We start from the raw sequence: 17,030 nt of genomic DNA on the forward strand, positions 1-17,030 counted from the left end.
ACGGGAGGAAATCATGACGTTTTCGAAATTAACCGGTGCATTGCTCTGCGGCGCGATGCTGGCCTTCGCGATGCCGGCTTCGGCCGAGACGGCGCTGAACATCTACATCTCCAGCCAGCACCAGCCGGACGTCTGGCGCAAGGCGCTCGACAAATATGAAGCCGCCAATCCGGATGTGAAGGTCAAGATCGAGACCGGCGGCAATACGTCCGAAGCTCAGGCGCAGTATCTCAACACCGTGATGTCGGCCAAGGACACCTCTCTCGACGTTCTGATCCTCGACGTCATCCGCCCGGCGCAGTTTGCGGCTGCCGGCTGGACCAGCGATTTCGCCGGCAAGGACATGTCCTCCTATCTGCCGGCCTATGCGGGCGCCAACACGGTCGATGGCAAGGTGATCGCGCTGCCCGCCTTCGCGGATTCGCAGTTCCTCTACTATCGCAAGGACCTTCTGGAAAAATACGGTATCGCGCCGCCCAAGACCTGGGACGAGCTGAAAGTTGCCGCCAAGAAGATCGCCGAAGGCGAAGGCAACGCCGATCTCCAGGGCCTGTCCTTCCAGGGCAAGGCGATCGAAGGCGCCGTTTGCACCTTCCTGCTGCCCTATTGGAGCCAGGGCAAGATGCTGACAGACAACGGTCGCCTGACCTTCGATCGCGACGCGGCGATCAAATCGCTCAGTCTCTGGAAAGCTTTTGCCGATGAGGGCATTGCCAAGAAGAACATCGCCGAAGTCGGCACCGACGACACGCGGAAGGAATTCCAGGCTGGCAATGTTATCTTCGCCGTCAACTGGTCCTATGCCTGGGCCCAGGCTCAGGGCAAGGATTCCGCCGTTGCCGGCAAGGTCGGCGTTGCCCGTCTGCCGGCCATGACCGGCGGCGAGCAGGCAACCTGCCTCGGTGGCTGGGAATGGGGCGTTTCCGCCTATTCGCAGCATCAGGACGAAGCAAAGAAGCTGGTCGAGTACCTGTCATCCGAGGATGTTTCGAAGTTCATGGCAATCAACGGCTCGCTGCTGCCGACCTATGCCGGTCTTTATCAGGACGCCGAGGTGACGAAGAGCGCGCCGTGGTTTGCCGATGCGCTGCAGGTGGTTGAGACCGCCAAGCCGCGCCCGGTGACGCCGCGCTACAACGAAGTGAGTGAAGTCATCCGCACCACGGTCAACGCCGTTCTTGCCGGCGTGACGACGCCGGAAGACGGTGCCGATCAGATCGGCGCACGCTTGAAACGCATTCTGCGGTGAGGAGCCCTTAGCTCCTTGCGCATTCCCCTCCCTCTCCTCCGGGGAGGGGAGATCTTCTCAAGAGGCGGACGAGCAGCGTCCGGTTGCGGGCGAGGCATCGACCTTGCCCTCCAAGCCTCTCAACGTTTCGGAACGAGACCATGGCGACGACAACCACACTTAAGGCGACGGATACGCGCGAGCATCAGCCGGCGGTCTGGACTCGTTGGCTCGATCTCAGCGACCGTGCTCTTGCCGTTTTGCTCCTCGCACCGGCCGGTCTTCTTCTGGCATTGATCATCGTCTATCCGGTCTGTCGGCTGATCTATACGAGCTTCTTCAACCTATCGCTCACCTCAGGCCTGCCGGCGGAATTCGCCGGGCTGGATAACTACCGCCTGATGATCGACGATCCGGTCTTCTGGGAGACCACCTGGAATACGATCCTGATCACTCTGATCACCGTGCCGGGCGCACTTTTGGTCGGGCTTTCACTCGCGTTGCTCGCCAACCTCCCCTTCCGGACGCAGTGGCCCGTGCGGTTGTCGCTGCTTATTCCCTGGGCCTTGCCGCTTTCCTTTGCCGGATTGATCTTTGCGTGGTTTTTCCACTCGGAATATGGCGTCGTCAACGATGTGCTGAACCGCCTCGGCTTCGAGGGGATCATCTGGTTCAACTCGCCGAACTGGGCCTTCGCCGCCATCTGTCTGACGATCGTCTGGAAGACATCGTCCTTCATGGCGCTGATCATTCTGGCCGGTCTGCAGACCATTCCGCGCTCGCTTTACGAGGCGGCGGACGTGGATGGCGCCGGACGGCTGCGCCAGTTCTTCGAAATCACCCTGCCGCTGCTGAAGCCTTCGATCGTCGTGGCGCTGATCTTCCGCACCATCACCGCGCTGCAGACCTTCGACATCCCCTACATGATGACGGGCGGCGGGCCGGGCACATCCACCGCGACGCTTGCCATGTACATCCACCAGAACACCGTGTCCTTCCTCGATCTCGGCTATGGATCGGCGCTGGCCGTCGTGATGTTCGCGCTGTCGATGTGCGTGACGGCCGTCTATCTCCGCATGATCCGGACCAAGGAGTAGCATCCATGAGCACGACAACAGCCGCCGGTTCGGCGTCCTTCCTGTCCGGCAAGCCGCTGCGTTTCATCGCTGCCGGCATCCTTCTGGTGAACGGCATGTTCCCGGCGCTCTGGATCCTGTTTACGTCGCTGAAGACCGAAACCGAGCTGACGGCAAAGCCCATTACCTGGATCCCGCATGCGCCCACCGTTCAGAACTATGTGCAGGCCTTCTCCGACCAGCCGCTGCACATCTTCCTGTTCAACAGCTTCATGGTGGCGCTGCTTTCGACCGCGCTGACGCTGTTCGTCGCGGTGCTGGCGGCCTATGCGCTCGCCCGGCTCAATCTGACCTATCGCGGGCTGATCCTGTCGCTGATCATCGCCGTCTCGACATTCCCGCTGGTGACGCTGCTGGTGCCGTTGTTCGAAATCATGCGGGCGCTCAATCTCCTCAACAGCTGGACGGCGCTGATCCTGCCCTACACGGTGCTGAGCCTGCCCGTCTGCACGCTGATGCTGGTCTCCTTCTTCGAAGGCATTCCCCGCGATCTGGAAAATGCCGCGATGATCGATGGCTGCACCCGCATGGGTGCGTTGTTCAAGGTCGTGGTGCCGCTCTGCGCGCCCGGTGTCTTCACAGCCGGCATCCTCGCCTTCGTCAATGCCTGGGATGAATTCCTGCTGGCGCTGTCGTTCAACTCCAACCCGTCCTTGCGCACGCTGCCGGTCGGCATCCAGCTTTACCAGGGCGAGTTCGCCTTTCCCTGGCCGGTGATCTCGGCAGCGCTGGTCGCCGGCATCGTGCCGGTCGCCATTCTCATCGTCATCTTCCAGGAGCGCGTCGTCTCCGGCCTGACGGCGGGGGGCATCAAGGGATGAGCGACGTGAAGAAGAGACGCGATCTCTCGGAACTGCGCAGCCAGCGCTGGTTCGCCTCGGACGATATGCGCGGTTTTGCCCATCGGCAGCGCACGCAGCAGATGGGCATGCGCCGCGACGAGTTCATGGGCCGGCCGGTGATCGGCATCATCAACACCTGGAGCGAGATGAGTCCCTGCCATGCGCATTTGCGCGATCGCGCTGAGGCGGTGAAGCGCGGCGTCTGGCAGGCGGGCGGCTATCCGGTCGAAATGCCGGCGCTCTCCGTCGGAGAGGTCATGGTCAAGCCGACCACCATGCTCTACCGCAATTTTCTCGCCATGGAATGCGAGGAACTGCTGCGCTCGCATCCGGTCGATGGGGCCGTGCTGCTCGGCGGCTGCGACAAGTCCACACCGGCCCTTCTTATGGGCGCGATTTCGATGGATATTCCGGTGATCTACTGCCCGGCCGGCCCGATGTCGAACGGGCAATGGCGTGGCATGAAGACGGGCGCCGGCACGCATACCAAGAAATATTGGGACGAACTGCGCGCCGGCAATATCACGCAGTCGGATTGGGTCGACCTCGAAAGCCGTATGACGCGCTCGGCCGGCACCTGCAACACCATCGGCACCGCCTCGACGATGACATCGATCGTCGACGCCATGGGGCTGACGCTGCCGGGCGCCTCTTCCATCCCCGCCACCGATTCCGGTCATCCACGCATGGCGTCGGCCTGTGGTGTCCGGATCGTCGAGATGGTCTGGGAAGATCTGAAACCCTCCGATATCCTGGATAGGGCGAGCTTTCTCAACGGCCTGGTTGCCTATATGGCGCTTGGCGGCTCCACCAATGCGGCCGTCCATCTGGTCGCCATGGCGCGCCGCGCCGGTGTCGATCTATCGCTCGATGACATGGCGGCGATGGCCGGCAAGGTGCCGGTGGCGGTCAACGTCTTTCCATCGGGCGAATACTTGATGGAGGATTTCTATTTCGCCGGCGGTCTTCTGGCGCTTCTCAACAAGTTTTCGCATCACCTCGATCTGACGCGACCGACGGTCAACGGCCAAACGCTCGGCGACAATCTTGCCGGGGCGGACTGTTGGAACGACGACGTCATCCGCGGCGAGGACAATCCGGTGGTGCCGCTATCGCGCGGAAAAACGCTGGAAGTTCTGCGCGGCAATCTTGCCCCGAACGGCGCCGTCATGAAGTCTTCCGCGGCCAGCCCGAAATTTCTGAAGCATGTCGGCCCGGCCATCGTCTTCGACAATCCGGGCGTCATGAACATGACGCTCGACGATCCCGATCTCGATATCACCGAGGATACGGTGATCGTGCTGCGCAATGCCGGCCCGGTGGGCGCACCGGGCATGCCGGAATGGGGCAATCTGCCGATCCCCAAGAAGCTTTTGAAGCAGGGTGTGCGCGACATGGTGCGCATCTGCGACGGCCGGATGAGTGGTACGCATTACGGCACCTGCATCCTGCACGTCTCTCCCGAGGCCGCCGTCGGCGGACCGCTGGCGCTCCTGAAGACCGGCGACCTCGTCGAACTCGACGTTACCGCCGGGACCGTCAACATGCGGGTCGACGAGGCGGAAATCATCCGCCGCCGCGCGGCGTGGAGACCAGCCCCGCCGACCTACCAGCGGTCCTTTGCAGCACTATACCAGCAGCATGTCAGCCAGGCCGATCAGGGCTGTGATTTCGATTTCTTAAGCGGAACGGCCGTGGTGCCCGATCCGGCGATCTATTGAGGAGACGATGATGAGCCTGACCAATCATTTCAAGGCATGGCTTGCCGAGAAGGACCGGGCAGCGCCGCTCGGCACCTGGTTGATGGCCGCAGCTCCCGCAACGGCCGAGGCGCTCGGCTATACCGGCTTCGATTTCCTCGTCGTTGATATGGAGCATGTGCCGGTCGAGGTTTCGGACGTGGCGGGCATCCTGCGCGCCATCGGCTGCACGCCGGCCGAGGCCGTGGTGCGCCTTGCCTGGAACGACCAGGTGCTGGTCAAGCGCGTGCTCGATGCTGGCGCACGCACGATCATGCTGCCCTTCGTGCAGACAGCCGAAGAGGCCCGCGCGGCGGCGTCCTACACCCGCTATCCGCCGCAGGGCATTCGCGGCGTCGCCGCCGTTCATCGCGGCTCGAAATTCGGCACGATCCCGGACTATCTGAAGCGGGCGAATGGCGAAGTCTGCACCATCGTACAGCTCGAAACTCCGGAAGCGATCGAGCGGCTGCCGCAGATCTCCGCCGTCGATGGGATCGACGCGCTGTTCGTTGGTCCGGGCGATCTTTCGGCCGCCATGGGCCATATCGGCAATATCGCCCATCCAGAGGTCCAGGCGCTGATCGAGAAGGCGGCCAAGGACGCGCATGCCGCCGGCAAACCGGTCGGCATCGTCGGTCCCAATCCCGATATGGTGAAGCGCTTCCTCGGCTACGGCTACGACTTTGCGGCTATTGCGTCCGACGTCGCGATGATGACCGGCCGCGCCAATGACTGGCTCGGCGTCCTGAAGGGTCAGGCGGCTCCTGTCGCGGCACCAGCCGCTGCCTATTGAGGATAATTTCGTGCGCGCCGGCTTTGACCTTGTTCTCGATGCAAAAACGTCGCTCGGCGAATGCCCTTTGTGGTCGGTTGCCGAGCAGGTGCTCTATTTCGTCGATATCAAGCGCTGCCGCATCCATCGTTTCGACCCGCAGGCGCACAGTTTGACGACGTTTGATCTCTCGGAAGAAATTGGCTGCATCGGCCTCTCTGCAGGGGGCGGTTTCGTAGCGGGATTGCGGTCGGGGATCTGGCTGATCGATGCGGACGGCAAGCCGGTTCGAAAGCTCGCCGACAATCCGGAGGACCAGAGGATCAGCCGCTTCAATGACGGCATGGTCGATCCGATGGGCCGGTTCGTTGCCGGAACGGTGGATGAAAGCCGCGAAAAACGCATTGCTGGACTTTACCGGTATGACCGTAACGGATTGGCGCGACTGGCCGATGGTCTTCTGACCTCGAACGGCGTCGCTTTCTCACCGGACGGACGCCGGCTTTATCACGCCGATACGCTGCGCTACACGCTCTACGCCTATGATTACGCGCCGGAAACCGGCATCGCATCCAACCGGCGGGTCTTTGCCCGGTTCGGCAGCGAAACGGACAAGGGCCGCCCGGATGGCGGCGCTGTCGACCTCGAAGGTTGCTACTGGACGGCCCTGTTCGAGGGCGGCCGGGTGCAGCGCTACAGGCCGGACGGCGCGCTGCTGGCCGAATATCCTGTTCCCGTCAGATGCCCGACAATGGTCAGCTTCGGCGGTGCGGACATGCGTACGCTCTTTTGCACCAGCGCCAGCGTCGGCCGCTCCGAGGCAGAGCTTGATGCATTCCCGCTGTCCGGCGGTCTCTTTGCCATGCGCGCCGATGTCGCCGGGCTGCAAAAACCTCTCTTCAATCCGGAAGTCTGATCCATGCCATCGACCTATGACAGCGTTCGTTATGCATCTCTTGAGGGCCGCGCCGTGCTGATCACCGGCGGCGCGTCGGGGATCGGCGCGGAAATGGTCAGGGCTTTTGCGGCGCAGGGCGCAAATGTCTCCTTCATCGATATCGACGCGGTCGAAGGGGCAAAGCTTGCCGCCGAAACAGGTGCTGCCTTTTCCGCATGCGATATCACCGACATTGCGGCGTTGCGGGTTGCCATCGCCGAGATCGAGCAGGCGTGCGGCGGCATCGATACCCTCGTCAACAATGCGGGCAAGGACGATCGTCACGCGATGAGCGATGTCGAGCCGGACGGCTGGCGCAGGGCGCTGTCGCTCAATCTCGATCACCAGTTCTTCGCCACCCAGGCCGTCAGCTCGCGCATGGCGGAAAAGGGGACGGGATCGATCATCATGCTCGGTTCGATTTCCTGGATGCGCGGGCGTCCGGGCATGGTCGGTTATACGACCGCGAAGGCCGCGATAAACGGCATGACAAAGACGCTTGCCCGCGAACTCGGCCCTTCCGGAATCCGGGTCAACTGCATCGTGCCCGGCGCTGTTGTCACCGAGCGACAGCTGAAGTTGTGGACCTCGCCGGAGCAGAACCAGCAGTTCCTCGAACTGCAAGCGCTGAAATTCAGGCTGGATGCAAGCCATGTAGCGCGCATGGCGCTCTTTCTCGGCTCCGACGAAAGCGGCGGCTGCACCGGCGCCAATTTCGTCGTCGATGCCGGCCTGACCCAGAACTGACCGAGAACCGACCAAGACGATGCAAGATCTGAAAGACATTGCGATGAAACTCGAAAAGACGGAAACCGGATTTACCGTGTCCATCAACGGCCGGACGATCCTCGATCACAGTACGAGTGCGCCCTGCATCTTCGCCGGTATCGGCGAGGAGCGCATGGATATGTATCGCGGCAACTTCGAGATCGAGGACTATGTCATTGAGCGCGGCCGACTGGCGCATGCCGAGATCGACGGAAACCGGGTCGCCCTGTCGGAACGGTCGGGCCAGAAGCCACGGCTGGTGTTGACGATCGAGAACGGGGCGATCGAATTTGAAGCGCCCGATCCCCTCGTCAACCGGCTCTGGATCCGAATTCCCGCCGATCACGATGAGCATGTCTGGGGCGGGGGCGAGCAGATGTCGTATTTCGATATGCGCGGCCGCCGCTTTCCGCTCTGGACGTCCGAGCCCGGCGTCGGCCGCGACCAAACCAGCGAGATCACGTTCAAATCGAACGTCAAGGACAGGGCCGGCGGTGACTATTTCAACACCAACTATCCGCAGCCGACTTATGTTTCTTCGGCTCTTTACGCATGCCATGTGGAGACGTCGGCCTATTCCGTCTTCGATTTCCGCCGCAAGGCCTTTCACGAGATCGAGGTCTGGGCGATCCCGGAGCGGATCGAGTTCTTCGCCGCTCCGACGTTCGTCGAACTGGTCGAGGTGCTGTCGGACCGCTTCGGCCGCCAGCCGCCGCTTCCCGACTGGGTATATAACGGCGCGATTATCGGCCTGAAGGATGGGGAGAATTCCTTCCGGCGCCTTCAGTCGATGCGCGACGCGGGTGTCGAGGTGTCGGCTCTGTGGTGCGAGGACTGGGTCGGCCTGCGTCAGACTTCTTTCGGCGCGCGTCTTTTCTGGGATTGGCAGGCCAACGAGGACCGTTATCCGGGCCTGCGCCGGAAGATCGCCGAACTCAACGATCACGGCATCCGCTTCCTGGGCTACGTTAACCCCTATCTGTGTGTCGATGGCCCCTTGTTCGAGATCGCCGAGAAAGCCGGCTACTTTGCAACGGATGCGGCCGGGGGGACCGCACTCGTTGATTTCGGCGAGTTCGATTGCGGCGTCGTGGATTTCACCAATCCGGCCGCGGCGGAATGGTTTGCCGAGGACATCATCGGCAAGAAGATGCTCGACTACGGTCTTTCCGGCTGGATGGCCGATTTTGGCGAATATCTGCCAATCGACGTCCATCTTTCCAACGGCATCGACGCCAAGCTGATGCACAATCAGTGGCCGACGCTCTGGGCCGAGGTCAACGCCAAGGCCGTTGCCAGCCGCAGCCAGACCGGCGAGGCGCTGTTCTTCATGCGCGCCGGCTTCACCGGCGTTCAGAAACATTGCCCGTTATTGTGGGGCGGCGACCAGTCGGTCGATTTCTCCCGTCACGACGGGCTGGTCACGGTTATCTGTGCGGCACTGTCTTCCGGCTTGCTCGGCAACGCCTATCACCACTCCGATATCGGCGGTTACACCAGTCTCTTCGGCAATGTCCGCACGCCGGAGCTTTTGATGCGCTGGGCTGAGATGGCGGCATTCACGCCCGTCATGCGCAGCCACGAGGGAAATCGTCCGCGCGAGAACGTCCAGCTAGATCAGGATCCGCAGGTATTGTCGCATTTCGCCCGGATGACAAGGATCTACAAGCATCTCGCTCCCTATCTGAAACGCCTGTCCGATGAGGCGGTTGCGCGGGGGTTGCCGGTGCAGCGGCCGCTCTTCCTGCATTACCAGGACGATCGCCAGACATACGCGATCCAGGACAGCTATCTCTACGGCCCTGACATGCTGGTCGCGCCGATCTGGGAGGCGGCGCAGGCGGATCGTCTCGTCTACCTGCCGCAGGGCGAGCGGTGGATTCACGCCTGGACCGGCGAAACCTTTGCCGGCGGCGAAAAGGTGCAAGTTGCCGCGCCGCTGGGGCAGCCGCCCGTTTTCTATCGCGCCGGTTGCGCCGATGAAGCGCTGTTTTCCGGTCTTCGGGGCCTGTGACGGTGAGCGTCGCCGGTCTTGCGGGGCTTCTGGTGCTGGCGGGCGTCGCCGCCTACATGCAGACCCTGACCGGTTTTGCCCTCGGCCTGATCATGATGGGCGGCATCGGGCTTTCCGGGCTGATGCCGCTGCCGGAGGCCGCCGTACTCGTCGGCTGCATGGTGCTCGTCAATGCGGCGCAGGTCCTGGCACGCGGCTGGCGCGATATCGCCTGGGCGGAATTCTGGCCGGTCGTCATCTCCAGCCTTGCGGCTCTTGCTGCCGGATACTGGCTGCTGGGCTTGATGGTTTCGACGTCCATCGATTGGCTGAAGCTTGTGCTCGGTATCGTCATCATTGCCTCCAGCCTGCAGCTCGCGCTGAAGCCGCAGCCGCTGGCGGTGCGGTCATCGACGGTTTCCTTTGCGCTTTTCGGGGCGGTTGCCGGCCTGATGGGCGGCTTGTTTTCCACCGCCGGTCCGCCGCTGGTCTATCATCTCTACCGGCAGCCGCTGCCGGCCGTCAGCATCCGCGAAACGCTGGTGGCGGTCTTTGCCGTCAATGCGGTCATTCGGCTGTCCATGGTCGCGGTTGCCGGCGAGGTGCCGCACAGCGGCTTCTGGTGGGGGCTGCTCTGCATTCCGGTCGTAATGATCATGACCTCGGTTGCCAAAAGGTGGCCGCCGCCCCTGTCCGCTCTGTCCATCCGCCGCATGGCCTTCGGCCTGCTTCTCTTGTCCGGCCTGTCGCTGGCCGTTCCCGCCCTTTTGAAGATCATAGGAGATCATGCATCATGACCGAGCGTCGCACGCTTGCCCTCAGGGACCCCGCGCTTCTCATAGACAAGGCTTTCGTCGACGGCGCGTGGATCGCCGCGCCTGACGGCAAGTCGATTGCGGTCACGGACCCCTTCGACGGGGCGCTGATTGCCAATGTGCCGGATCTCGGCCAGGCGGTTGTCGCCGAAGCGATCGATGCCGCAGCGGCCGCCCAGAAGCTCTGGGCAAGGCGCACGGCCAAGGAACGAGCGCAGGTGCTCAAGCGCTGGTACGATCTCATCATCGAAAACGCCGACGATCTGGCGCTGATCCTGACGACCGAGCAAGGCAAGCCGCTGGCGGAGGCGAGGGGTGAGGTCGTCTCCAATGCCGCCTATCTCGAATGGTTCGCGGAGGAGGCAAAGCGCATCGACGGCGATATCATTCCCGGTCCCAATGCCGGCCAGCGCATCATGGTCCTGAAGCAACCGGTGGGCGTCTGCGCGGCGATTACGCCGTGGAATTTTCCGAACGGCATGATCACCCGCAAGGCAGGCCCGGCCCTTGCCGCCGGCTGCAGCATGATCCTGAAGCCCGCTTCGCAGACGCCGCTATCGGCGTTGGCGCTTGCCCTTCTGGCCGAGCGCGCCGGCGTGCCGAAGGGCGTGTTCTCGGTCGTGACCGGCGCGGCCAAGCCAATCGGTCTTGAGTTCTGCCACAATCCGAAGATTGCCAAGATCACCTTTACCGGCTCGACCGGCGTCGGCCGCTGGCTGATGAAGGAGGCAGCCGACGGCATCAAGCGCTTGTCGCTGGAACTGGGGGGCAACGCGCCCTTCATCGTATTCGACGACGCCGATCTGGATGCCGCCGTCGAAGGCGCGATGATTTCCAAGTTCCGCAACGCCGGTCAGACCTGCGTCTGCGCCAACCGCATCTACGTGCAGGAGAGCGTCGCTACCGCGTTCACCGAACGGCTCCTGGCCAAGGTTTCGGGACTTTCGCTCGGTCGCGGTACCGAAACCGGCGTCAGCCAAGGGCCGCTGATCGACGAGAAGGCTGTGGCGAAAATGGAAGAGCATGTCGCCGATGTGGTCGCAAAAGGCGGGACCGTGCTTTCCGGCGGCAAACGAAGCGCGCTCGGGGGCACGTTCTTCGAGCCGACGGTCGTCACCGGCGTGACGCAGGCAATGAAGGTGGCGAAGGAAGAAACCTTTGCGCCGCTGGCGCCGATCATTTCGTTCAAGGACGAGGACGACGTCATCGCCATGGCCAATGATAGCGAATTCGGCCTGGCCTCCTATTTTTACGCAAAGGACATGGCCCGCATCTGGCGTGTTGCGGAAGCGCTCGAGGCTGGCATGGTCGGCGTCAACACCGGCATGATCGCCAACGAGATGGCTCCTTTTGGCGGCATCAAGCAGTCCGGCACCGGGCGCGAAGGATCGAAGTACGGAATTGAGGGCTTTCTGGAGTTGAAGTATGTAGCCCTCGGGGGGATCTGACGATCACGATCACGATCACGATCGACGATATCGCGATTCCAATCCCGGGATGTTGAAGCGGGTACTTCTCTCGTTGCAACAGAGAACGAACGCGCTTGAACGGATAAGTTCGTGTCGGCTCTGAATCAGAGCCGACATACCGCAGCCCCCGTCAACCGCGTTGCAAAATCCTGGTGCCGATTTGATCTGCGGTGATTTTCTCGATCGGCGCCGGTCTGCCGAGCAGATATCCCTGACCGATGTCGCAGCCGAGATCCTGAAGCCGCTGAAGCTGGCTTTCCTCTTCAATGCCTTCGGCCGTGATCGTCACGCCAAGTCCGGCGCCGAGAGCGATGATCGCCTTGATCACCTTGTCCTGTTTGTCGTTGGTCTCGAACGAGGCGACGAAGCTCCTGTCGATCTTGATCTTGTCGAAGCGATAGTTGGAGAGCTGCGAGAGGCTGGAATAGCCGGTTCCGAAGTCGTCGAGCGCAATCCTGACGCCGGCATTCACCAGATCGTCGAGGACAATTCGCGCCGTGACGGCGTCCTGGATGATGGCGCTTTCCGTCACCTCAAGCTCGACCCTGTGCGCGGGAAGGCCGACCTCGCCCAATATTCTGAGAATTCTGAGGCCCAGCAACCGGTCGCTCAGCTGGATCGGAGAAAGATTGAAGGAGAGGACAAGCTCGCTTGGCCAGGAAAGCGCATCGGTGCAGGCGCAGCGAAGCAACTGATCCGTCAGTTCGACGATCAGGCCGGCTTCCTCCGCCACCGGAATAAATTCGCTCGGCGGGATGAATTCGCCGGAAGCCGTTTTCCAGCGGGCCAGCGCCTCGAAGCCGATAATCTTGTTCGCCCTCAGGTCGACCAGCGGTTGGTAATAGGGAACGATCTCCGCCTTCCTGATCGCTGCGCGCAGATCCCCTTCCAGTCGAACCCGTTTCGCCAGCTCGTCCTGCATCGAAGGCACGAAGGGCTTCACCAGATTGCGTCCCTGCCTTTTCGCCACATACATCGCACAGTCCGAATGCCGGATGACTTGAGCGAGGTCGTCGCCGTTCTCCGGATAGAGTGCGAAGCCGACACTGGCGCCGAGGTCGACGGCGACACCGTTGAAGGTGAAAGGTTTGCCGATCACACTGACGATGCGGTCCGCCAGAGCGGCAAGATCGGGATTTCCGGTTCGCCGCGAGAGAACGACGAACTCGTCTCCGCCAAGGCGGAAAACATGCTCACGGGGAAAGAGGGCGGAAAGCCGCTGCGCAACCGTCTTCAGCACCGCATCGCCGTGATCGTGTCCCAGCAGGTCATTGACCTTCTTGAAGCCGTCGAGATCGATGCTGAACACGGCATAGCTTTGCTGCGCCCTTTGCTCGATCATCGCCCGCGCGCATATCGAATCCAGAAATCTGCGGTTGGGCAGCTCGGTCAGCGTGTCGTGGCAGGCAATCCAGTCGACGTTCTTTTCGGCCTGCAGCCTGCGATGAACCTCGCTGGAAAGATCCCTGATCCGCAGCACGGAATAAACGAGCCCCAGAAACCCGGAGATATTAAGGGCAAGGAGCGCGTGATCCAGCGGATAGTCATGATGCCGCTCGATGAACCCATCGAGCCCCTCATGCCAATCGAAGCGCCAGGATAGGCAGAAGAGCAGCAGGAAGATCGCGAGCCAGGCCAGTATCTCCAGCTGGGGTCTGGTTGCTTGGATGCGAGGCATAGAACAGGCTCCTGTTGTGTGAAGAGCCCTCATGGCCAGCTCGCAGAACCGCATCATCCCAAGCGGTGGTCGAAGACCGCCACAAGTCATTCGGGCGGAATTGAGAGGCCGGCTGGCCGTCGTCGCTCAAGCGCGGACCGGCACATCCAAAGATATCTTGGAATGTCCAAGGTTAATGACGGGTTGCCTGGCCGACGCTGCGCGCATTTCGCTTCGCACAACGGATAGCTTTCCCGCAAATCGGATGGGCTGCAAATCTGAAGATTGCGGCACGCTAGTGCCTAAGGCCATCAGCAGAACGGCCGTGGGCTTGATCTTTCAGCCCGTTTTTACCAGCACGGCTTTCGATTCGGTTCAGAAAATTCCGCTTGACAACTTTGATGATGATTATCATTAATCATCTATGATGACGAATGTCATTAAAATATCCAGACGGCTGAAGCGGACGGCTTTCTGCTGCAACGGTCGGCGTTCGTAAGGAGGCGTAAGGGCAATGGCGATGATTGGGGTGAAGGCGCGCCCGGCATCGAGCGGCTTCGGCAAAGCTCTTAGGCGTGCCGTTCGATAATGGAGTAAACGATGAACGCGACGATAAGATACCTTCGGTCAGCTGCCTGCTACGCCGAGGCGCCAAATCTCTGGGTCAATGTTGGGGAGACAGCTTTTGTCTATCGCGACCTCGGCCCCCAAGGCGGCGTGCCGGTCATCCTTCTCAACCATTGGGGCGCGGTGCTGGACAATTTCGACCCCCGGATTGTCGATGGGCTCGCCACCAAGCATCATGTCATCGCGACCGATTACCGAGGTATCGGCGCCTCGGGCGGCGCGGCCCCTGTCACCATCGACGAGATGGCGCGCGACGCGATCGCGTTGATCCGAGCGCTTGGGTTCAAAAAAGTCGACCTGCTCGGTTTTTCTCTCGGGGGATTTGTCGCGCAGGACATCGCGCTGAAGGCGCCGGACCTTGTGCGGAAACTCATTCTGACCGGCACAGGCCCGGCCGGCGGCAAAGGGATAGAGAAGGTCGGCACCGTGTCCTGGCCGCTGATGATCAAGGGTCTGCTGACGTTGCGCGACCCAAAAACCTATCTGTTTTTCACCTCCACCGCCAATGGTCGCCGAGCGGCGAAAGCCTTTCTGGATCGCCTGAAAGAGCGCAAGGCGGGAAGGGACAAGGGCCCGACGCCAAGGGCGTTTCTGCGGCAACTCAAGGCGATCAAGGCCTGGGGGCGGCAGGCGCCTCAGGATCTCGGTCGGATCAATATCCCGGTCCTGATCGCCAATGGCGACGATGATATCATGGTCCCGACGGTCAACAGCGCCGATATGGCGCGGCGCATTCCCGGCGCGCAACTGATTATCTACAAAGATGCCGGGCATGGCGGGATTTTCCAGAACCACGCCGATTTCGTGCCGAAGGCTTTGGCCTTCCTTGGCGACTGACATCACAATAAACGTCGAATTGGAGTAAGCCTCGTGAAGGCATTTGTCGTCGATAAATACAAGAAGAAGGGCGCTCTGCGCCTGGCAAACCTGCCCGAACCGGAAGTGCAGGACAATGATGTCCTCGTGCGGGTTCAGGCCACGGCTGTGAACCTGCTGGACTCCAAGTTGCGGGACGGAGAGTTCAAACTCATTCTTCCCTATCGTACGCCTTTCGTCCTCGGACACGACGTGGCCGGAACGGTTGTCAAAACCGGATCCAGGGTCAGGCGGTTCAAGGTTGGCGATGAGGTTTATGCACGGCCACGCGATTATCGGGTCGGTGCATTCGCCGAATTCATTGCCATCGATGAAGCCGATGTGGCGCCGAAGCCGAAAAATCTCGGCATGACCGAAGCGGCGTCCATACCGCTGGTCGGGCTGACCGCGTGGCAGGCGCTGGTCGAGGTGGGCAAGGTGAAACCGGGTCAGAAGGTCTTCATTCAGGCCGGCTCCGGCGGTGTCGGGACTTTCGCCATTCAGCTTGCGAAACACCTCGGCGCGACGGTGGCGACGACGACCAGCGCCGGGAATGCCGAACTGGCGAGAAGCCTCGGGGCGGATGTGGTGATCGACTACAAGACCCAGGATTTCGAGAAGGTCTTGTCGGGCTACGATCTGGTGCTGAACAGTCAGGATCCGAAGACGCTCGAAAAATCGCTGCGCGTGCTGAAGCCGGGTGGCCGGCTCATCTCCATTTCCGGTCCGCCCGATCCCGCATTCGCCAGGGAACTCGGCCTGAACCTCTTCCTGAAACTGGTGCTGCGCCTGCTGAGCCGAGGGGTTCGCAAAAAGGCCAAGCGCCTCGGCATCGCTTATTCATTCCTGTTCATGCGGGCCGAGGGACAGCAATTGGGTGAGATTGCCCGCCTGATCGAGCAAGGCGTGATCCGACCGGTCGTCGACAAGGTGTTTCCGTTCGAGAAGACCGCCGAGGCGCTGGCCTATGTCGAGACCGGGCGTGCCAAGGGCAAGGTGGTCATCGCGGTCGCAGACTGAGGTCGAGCTGACCGGCGTGGCGTGCATTGCGAGACGAACGCCAGAAATAGATTCCAACTCTGAAAGCGAAAAATGACCAGCAAGACACTCTTTGAGCCCGCCGTACTTGGCTCTCTCACACTATCCAACCGCATCGTCATGGCGCCCTTGACGCGCAACCGAGCGGGTGCAGGCTTTGTGCCGGGCGATCTCATTGCCGAATATTATGCGCAACGGGCCTCGGCCGGCCTGATCATCTCGGAAGCGACCCAGATTTCACAGCAAGGGCAGGGCTATCAGGACACGCCCGGCATCTACACGCAGGCGCAGATCGACGGCTGGCGCAAGGTGACCGGCGCGGTGCATGCCAAGGGCGGCCATATCTTCCTGCAGCTCTGGCACGTCGGTCGGGTATCGCATGTCGACCTGCAGCCGGATGGGCAGCGGCCCGTGGCGCCCTCCGCCATCAGGGCCGAAACCAAGACCTTTGTGAACAATGCCTTCGTTGACGTGTCGGCCCCTCGGGCGCTCGAACTGCGCGAGATCTCCGGCATTGTCGAGGATTTCCGTCGCGCCGCCGCCAATGCGATTGCCGCCGGGTTCGATGGTGTCGAAGTTCACGGTGCCAACGGCTACCTGCTCGACCAGTTCGCCAGGGACGGGGCCAATAGCCGCACCGACGCCTATGGCGGCTCGATCGAAAACCGGGCACGGCTGATGCTCGAGGTAACGGCTGCGGTCATCGAGGAGGTGGGAGCGGAACGAACCGGAGTTCGGATTTCACCGGTGTCGCCGGCCAATGGAGTATCGGCAACCGATCCGCAGGCGCAGTTCAACTATATCGTCGAGGAGCTCGACGAGATGGGCATTGCCTACCTCCATGTCGTCGAAGGCGCGACGGGCGGGCCGCGCGATGTTGCACCCTTCGATTACCAGGCGCTTCGCCACCGGTTCAGGAACACGTATATCGCCAATAACGGCTATGATCTGGAACTTGCGACGGCAAGGCTGGAGCAGGGGCTGGCGGATCTGTTCGCTTTCGGCAGGCCGTTCATCGCCAATCCGGATTTCGTCGAACGCCTGAAAGTCGGTGCAGCGCTGGCCAATCTCGATATGGCGACGCTCTATGGCGGGGGCGCGGCGGGCTATACGGATTATCCTGAAATGGCCGCGCCGGTCGGCGCCTGACG

The 17,030-nt window shown here is 61.7% G+C and carries 15 protein-coding genes; 14 read left to right on the forward strand and 1 reads right to left on the reverse strand.

Going from position 1 to position 17,030, the window contains the following annotated elements:
• Window positions 1-13 precede the first annotated feature (13 nt).
• From BBJ66_RS02375 to BBJ66_RS02420, 10 genes are all read left to right on the forward strand, one after another.
• Window positions 14-1,249, forward strand: coding sequence for an ABC transporter substrate-binding protein (locus BBJ66_RS02375; RefSeq protein ID WP_071084989.1), 1,236 nt, complete (start codon window positions 14-16; stop codon window positions 1,247-1,249).
• A 140-nt stretch (window positions 1,250-1,389) separates the two neighbouring features.
• A complete protein-coding gene (locus BBJ66_RS02380; protein ID WP_049730623.1) occupies window positions 1,390-2,325 on the forward strand; it encodes a carbohydrate ABC transporter permease in 936 nt (311 codons plus the stop codon).
• A 5-nt stretch (window positions 2,326-2,330) separates the two neighbouring features.
• Entirely contained in the window at window positions 2,331-3,185 is an 855-nt protein-coding gene (locus tag BBJ66_RS02385; RefSeq protein ID WP_071084703.1) for a carbohydrate ABC transporter permease, read from the forward strand.
• Complete coding sequence (araD, locus tag BBJ66_RS02390; protein WP_071084705.1) at window positions 3,182-4,927, forward strand: L-arabinonate dehydratase; 1,746 nt, start codon at window positions 3,182-3,184, stop codon at window positions 4,925-4,927. Before BBJ66_RS02385 ends, araD begins: the two co-directional genes overlap by 4 nt.
• A gap of 10 nt (window positions 4,928-4,937) precedes the next feature.
• On the forward strand, window positions 4,938-5,741 hold the full coding sequence (locus BBJ66_RS02395) for an HpcH/HpaI aldolase family protein (protein WP_190238020.1): 804 nt from the start codon (window positions 4,938-4,940) through the stop codon (window positions 5,739-5,741).
• 10 nt (window positions 5,742-5,751) lie between these two features.
• Window positions 5,752-6,636 carry an SMP-30/gluconolactonase/LRE family protein gene (locus BBJ66_RS02400; RefSeq protein WP_071084709.1) on the forward strand — a complete coding sequence of 295 codons (885 nt, stop codon included), beginning with the start codon at window positions 5,752-5,754 and terminating at the stop codon, window positions 6,634-6,636.
• Window positions 6,637-6,639: 3 nt separating this feature from the next.
• Window positions 6,640-7,404 carry an SDR family NAD(P)-dependent oxidoreductase gene (locus BBJ66_RS02405; protein WP_071084711.1) on the forward strand — a complete coding sequence of 255 codons (765 nt, stop codon included), beginning with the start codon at window positions 6,640-6,642 and terminating at the stop codon, window positions 7,402-7,404.
• A gap of 43 nt (window positions 7,405-7,447) precedes the next feature.
• The gene (locus tag BBJ66_RS02410) at window positions 7,448-9,439 is read left to right on the forward strand and encodes an alpha-glucosidase (RefSeq protein WP_071084993.1); all 1,992 of its coding nucleotides are present in this window, start codon (window positions 7,448-7,450) and stop codon (window positions 9,437-9,439) included.
• A gap of 2 nt (window positions 9,440-9,441) precedes the next feature.
• A complete protein-coding gene (locus BBJ66_RS02415; protein ID WP_071084991.1) occupies window positions 9,442-10,215 on the forward strand; it encodes a sulfite exporter TauE/SafE family protein in 774 nt (257 codons plus the stop codon).
• Complete coding sequence (locus tag BBJ66_RS02420; protein WP_071084713.1) at window positions 10,212-11,681, forward strand: NAD-dependent succinate-semialdehyde dehydrogenase; 1,470 nt, start codon at window positions 10,212-10,214, stop codon at window positions 11,679-11,681. Before BBJ66_RS02415 ends, BBJ66_RS02420 begins: the two co-directional genes overlap by 4 nt.
• Window positions 11,682-11,832: 151 nt before the next feature.
• On the opposite strand, the gene BBJ66_RS02425 is transcribed toward BBJ66_RS02420, so the two are convergent.
• On the reverse strand, window positions 11,833-13,380 hold the full coding sequence (locus BBJ66_RS02425) for a putative bifunctional diguanylate cyclase/phosphodiesterase (RefSeq protein ID WP_071084715.1): 1,548 nt from the start codon (window positions 13,378-13,380) through the stop codon (window positions 11,833-11,835).
• A gap of 31 nt (window positions 13,381-13,411) precedes the next feature.
• On the opposite strand from BBJ66_RS02425, the gene BBJ66_RS34510 reads away from it, so the two are divergent.
• The 4 genes from BBJ66_RS34510 to BBJ66_RS02445 all read left to right on the forward strand — a co-directional run bounded on the left by BBJ66_RS34510 (window position 13,412) and on the right by BBJ66_RS02445 (window position 17,028).
• Window positions 13,412-13,777 (forward strand): hypothetical protein, encoded by a 366-nt coding sequence (locus BBJ66_RS34510; protein ID WP_128146119.1) that lies wholly within the window; start codon window positions 13,412-13,414, stop codon window positions 13,775-13,777.
• Window positions 13,778-13,959: 182 nt separating this feature from the next.
• Window positions 13,960-14,823: an alpha/beta fold hydrolase gene (locus BBJ66_RS02435; RefSeq protein ID WP_049730614.1), complete on the forward strand. Its 864-nt coding sequence runs from the start codon at window positions 13,960-13,962 to the stop codon at window positions 14,821-14,823.
• Between the two features lie 33 nt (window positions 14,824-14,856).
• Window positions 14,857-15,861 (forward strand): NADP-dependent oxidoreductase, encoded by a 1,005-nt coding sequence (locus tag BBJ66_RS02440; RefSeq protein ID WP_071084720.1) that lies wholly within the window; start codon window positions 14,857-14,859, stop codon window positions 15,859-15,861.
• A gap of 72 nt (window positions 15,862-15,933) precedes the next feature.
• The gene (locus BBJ66_RS02445) at window positions 15,934-17,028 is read left to right on the forward strand and encodes an alkene reductase (RefSeq protein WP_071084722.1); all 1,095 of its coding nucleotides are present in this window, start codon (window positions 15,934-15,936) and stop codon (window positions 17,026-17,028) included.
• The last annotated feature ends 2 nt before the right edge of the window (window positions 17,029-17,030 follow it).

It is taken from the genome of Rhizobium sp. RSm-3 (assembly GCF_001854685.1).
In the GTDB taxonomy this organism is placed as follows: Bacteria; Pseudomonadota; Alphaproteobacteria; order Rhizobiales; family Rhizobiaceae; genus Rhizobium; species Rhizobium ecuadorense.

Coding starts and splice junctions, on each gene's coding strand:
- BBJ66_RS02375 (WP_071084989.1), top strand. CDS start 14: ATGACGTTTTCGAAATTAACCGGTGCATTGCTCTGCGGCGCGATGCTG.
- BBJ66_RS02380 (WP_049730623.1), top strand. CDS start 1,390: ATGGCGACGACAACCACACTTAAGGCGACGGATACGCGCGAGCATCAG.
- BBJ66_RS02385 (WP_071084703.1), top strand. CDS start 2,331: ATGAGCACGACAACAGCCGCCGGTTCGGCGTCCTTCCTGTCCGGCAAG.
- araD (WP_071084705.1), top strand. CDS start 3,182: ATGAGCGACGTGAAGAAGAGACGCGATCTCTCGGAACTGCGCAGCCAG.
- BBJ66_RS02395 (WP_190238020.1), top strand. CDS start 4,938: ATGAGCCTGACCAATCATTTCAAGGCATGGCTTGCCGAGAAGGACCGG.
- BBJ66_RS02405 (WP_071084711.1), top strand. CDS start 6,640: ATGCCATCGACCTATGACAGCGTTCGTTATGCATCTCTTGAGGGCCGC.
- BBJ66_RS02410 (WP_071084993.1), top strand. CDS start 7,448: ATGAAACTCGAAAAGACGGAAACCGGATTTACCGTGTCCATCAACGGC.
- BBJ66_RS02420 (WP_071084713.1), top strand. CDS start 10,212: ATGACCGAGCGTCGCACGCTTGCCCTCAGGGACCCCGCGCTTCTCATA.
- BBJ66_RS02425 (WP_071084715.1), bottom strand. CDS start 13,380: ATGCCTCGCATCCAAGCAACCAGACCCCAGCTGGAGATACTGGCCTGG.
- BBJ66_RS34510 (WP_128146119.1), top strand. CDS start 13,412: ATGGCCAGCTCGCAGAACCGCATCATCCCAAGCGGTGGTCGAAGACCG.
- BBJ66_RS02435 (WP_049730614.1), top strand. CDS start 13,960: ATGAACGCGACGATAAGATACCTTCGGTCAGCTGCCTGCTACGCCGAG.
- BBJ66_RS02445 (WP_071084722.1), top strand. CDS start 15,934: ATGACCAGCAAGACACTCTTTGAGCCCGCCGTACTTGGCTCTCTCACA.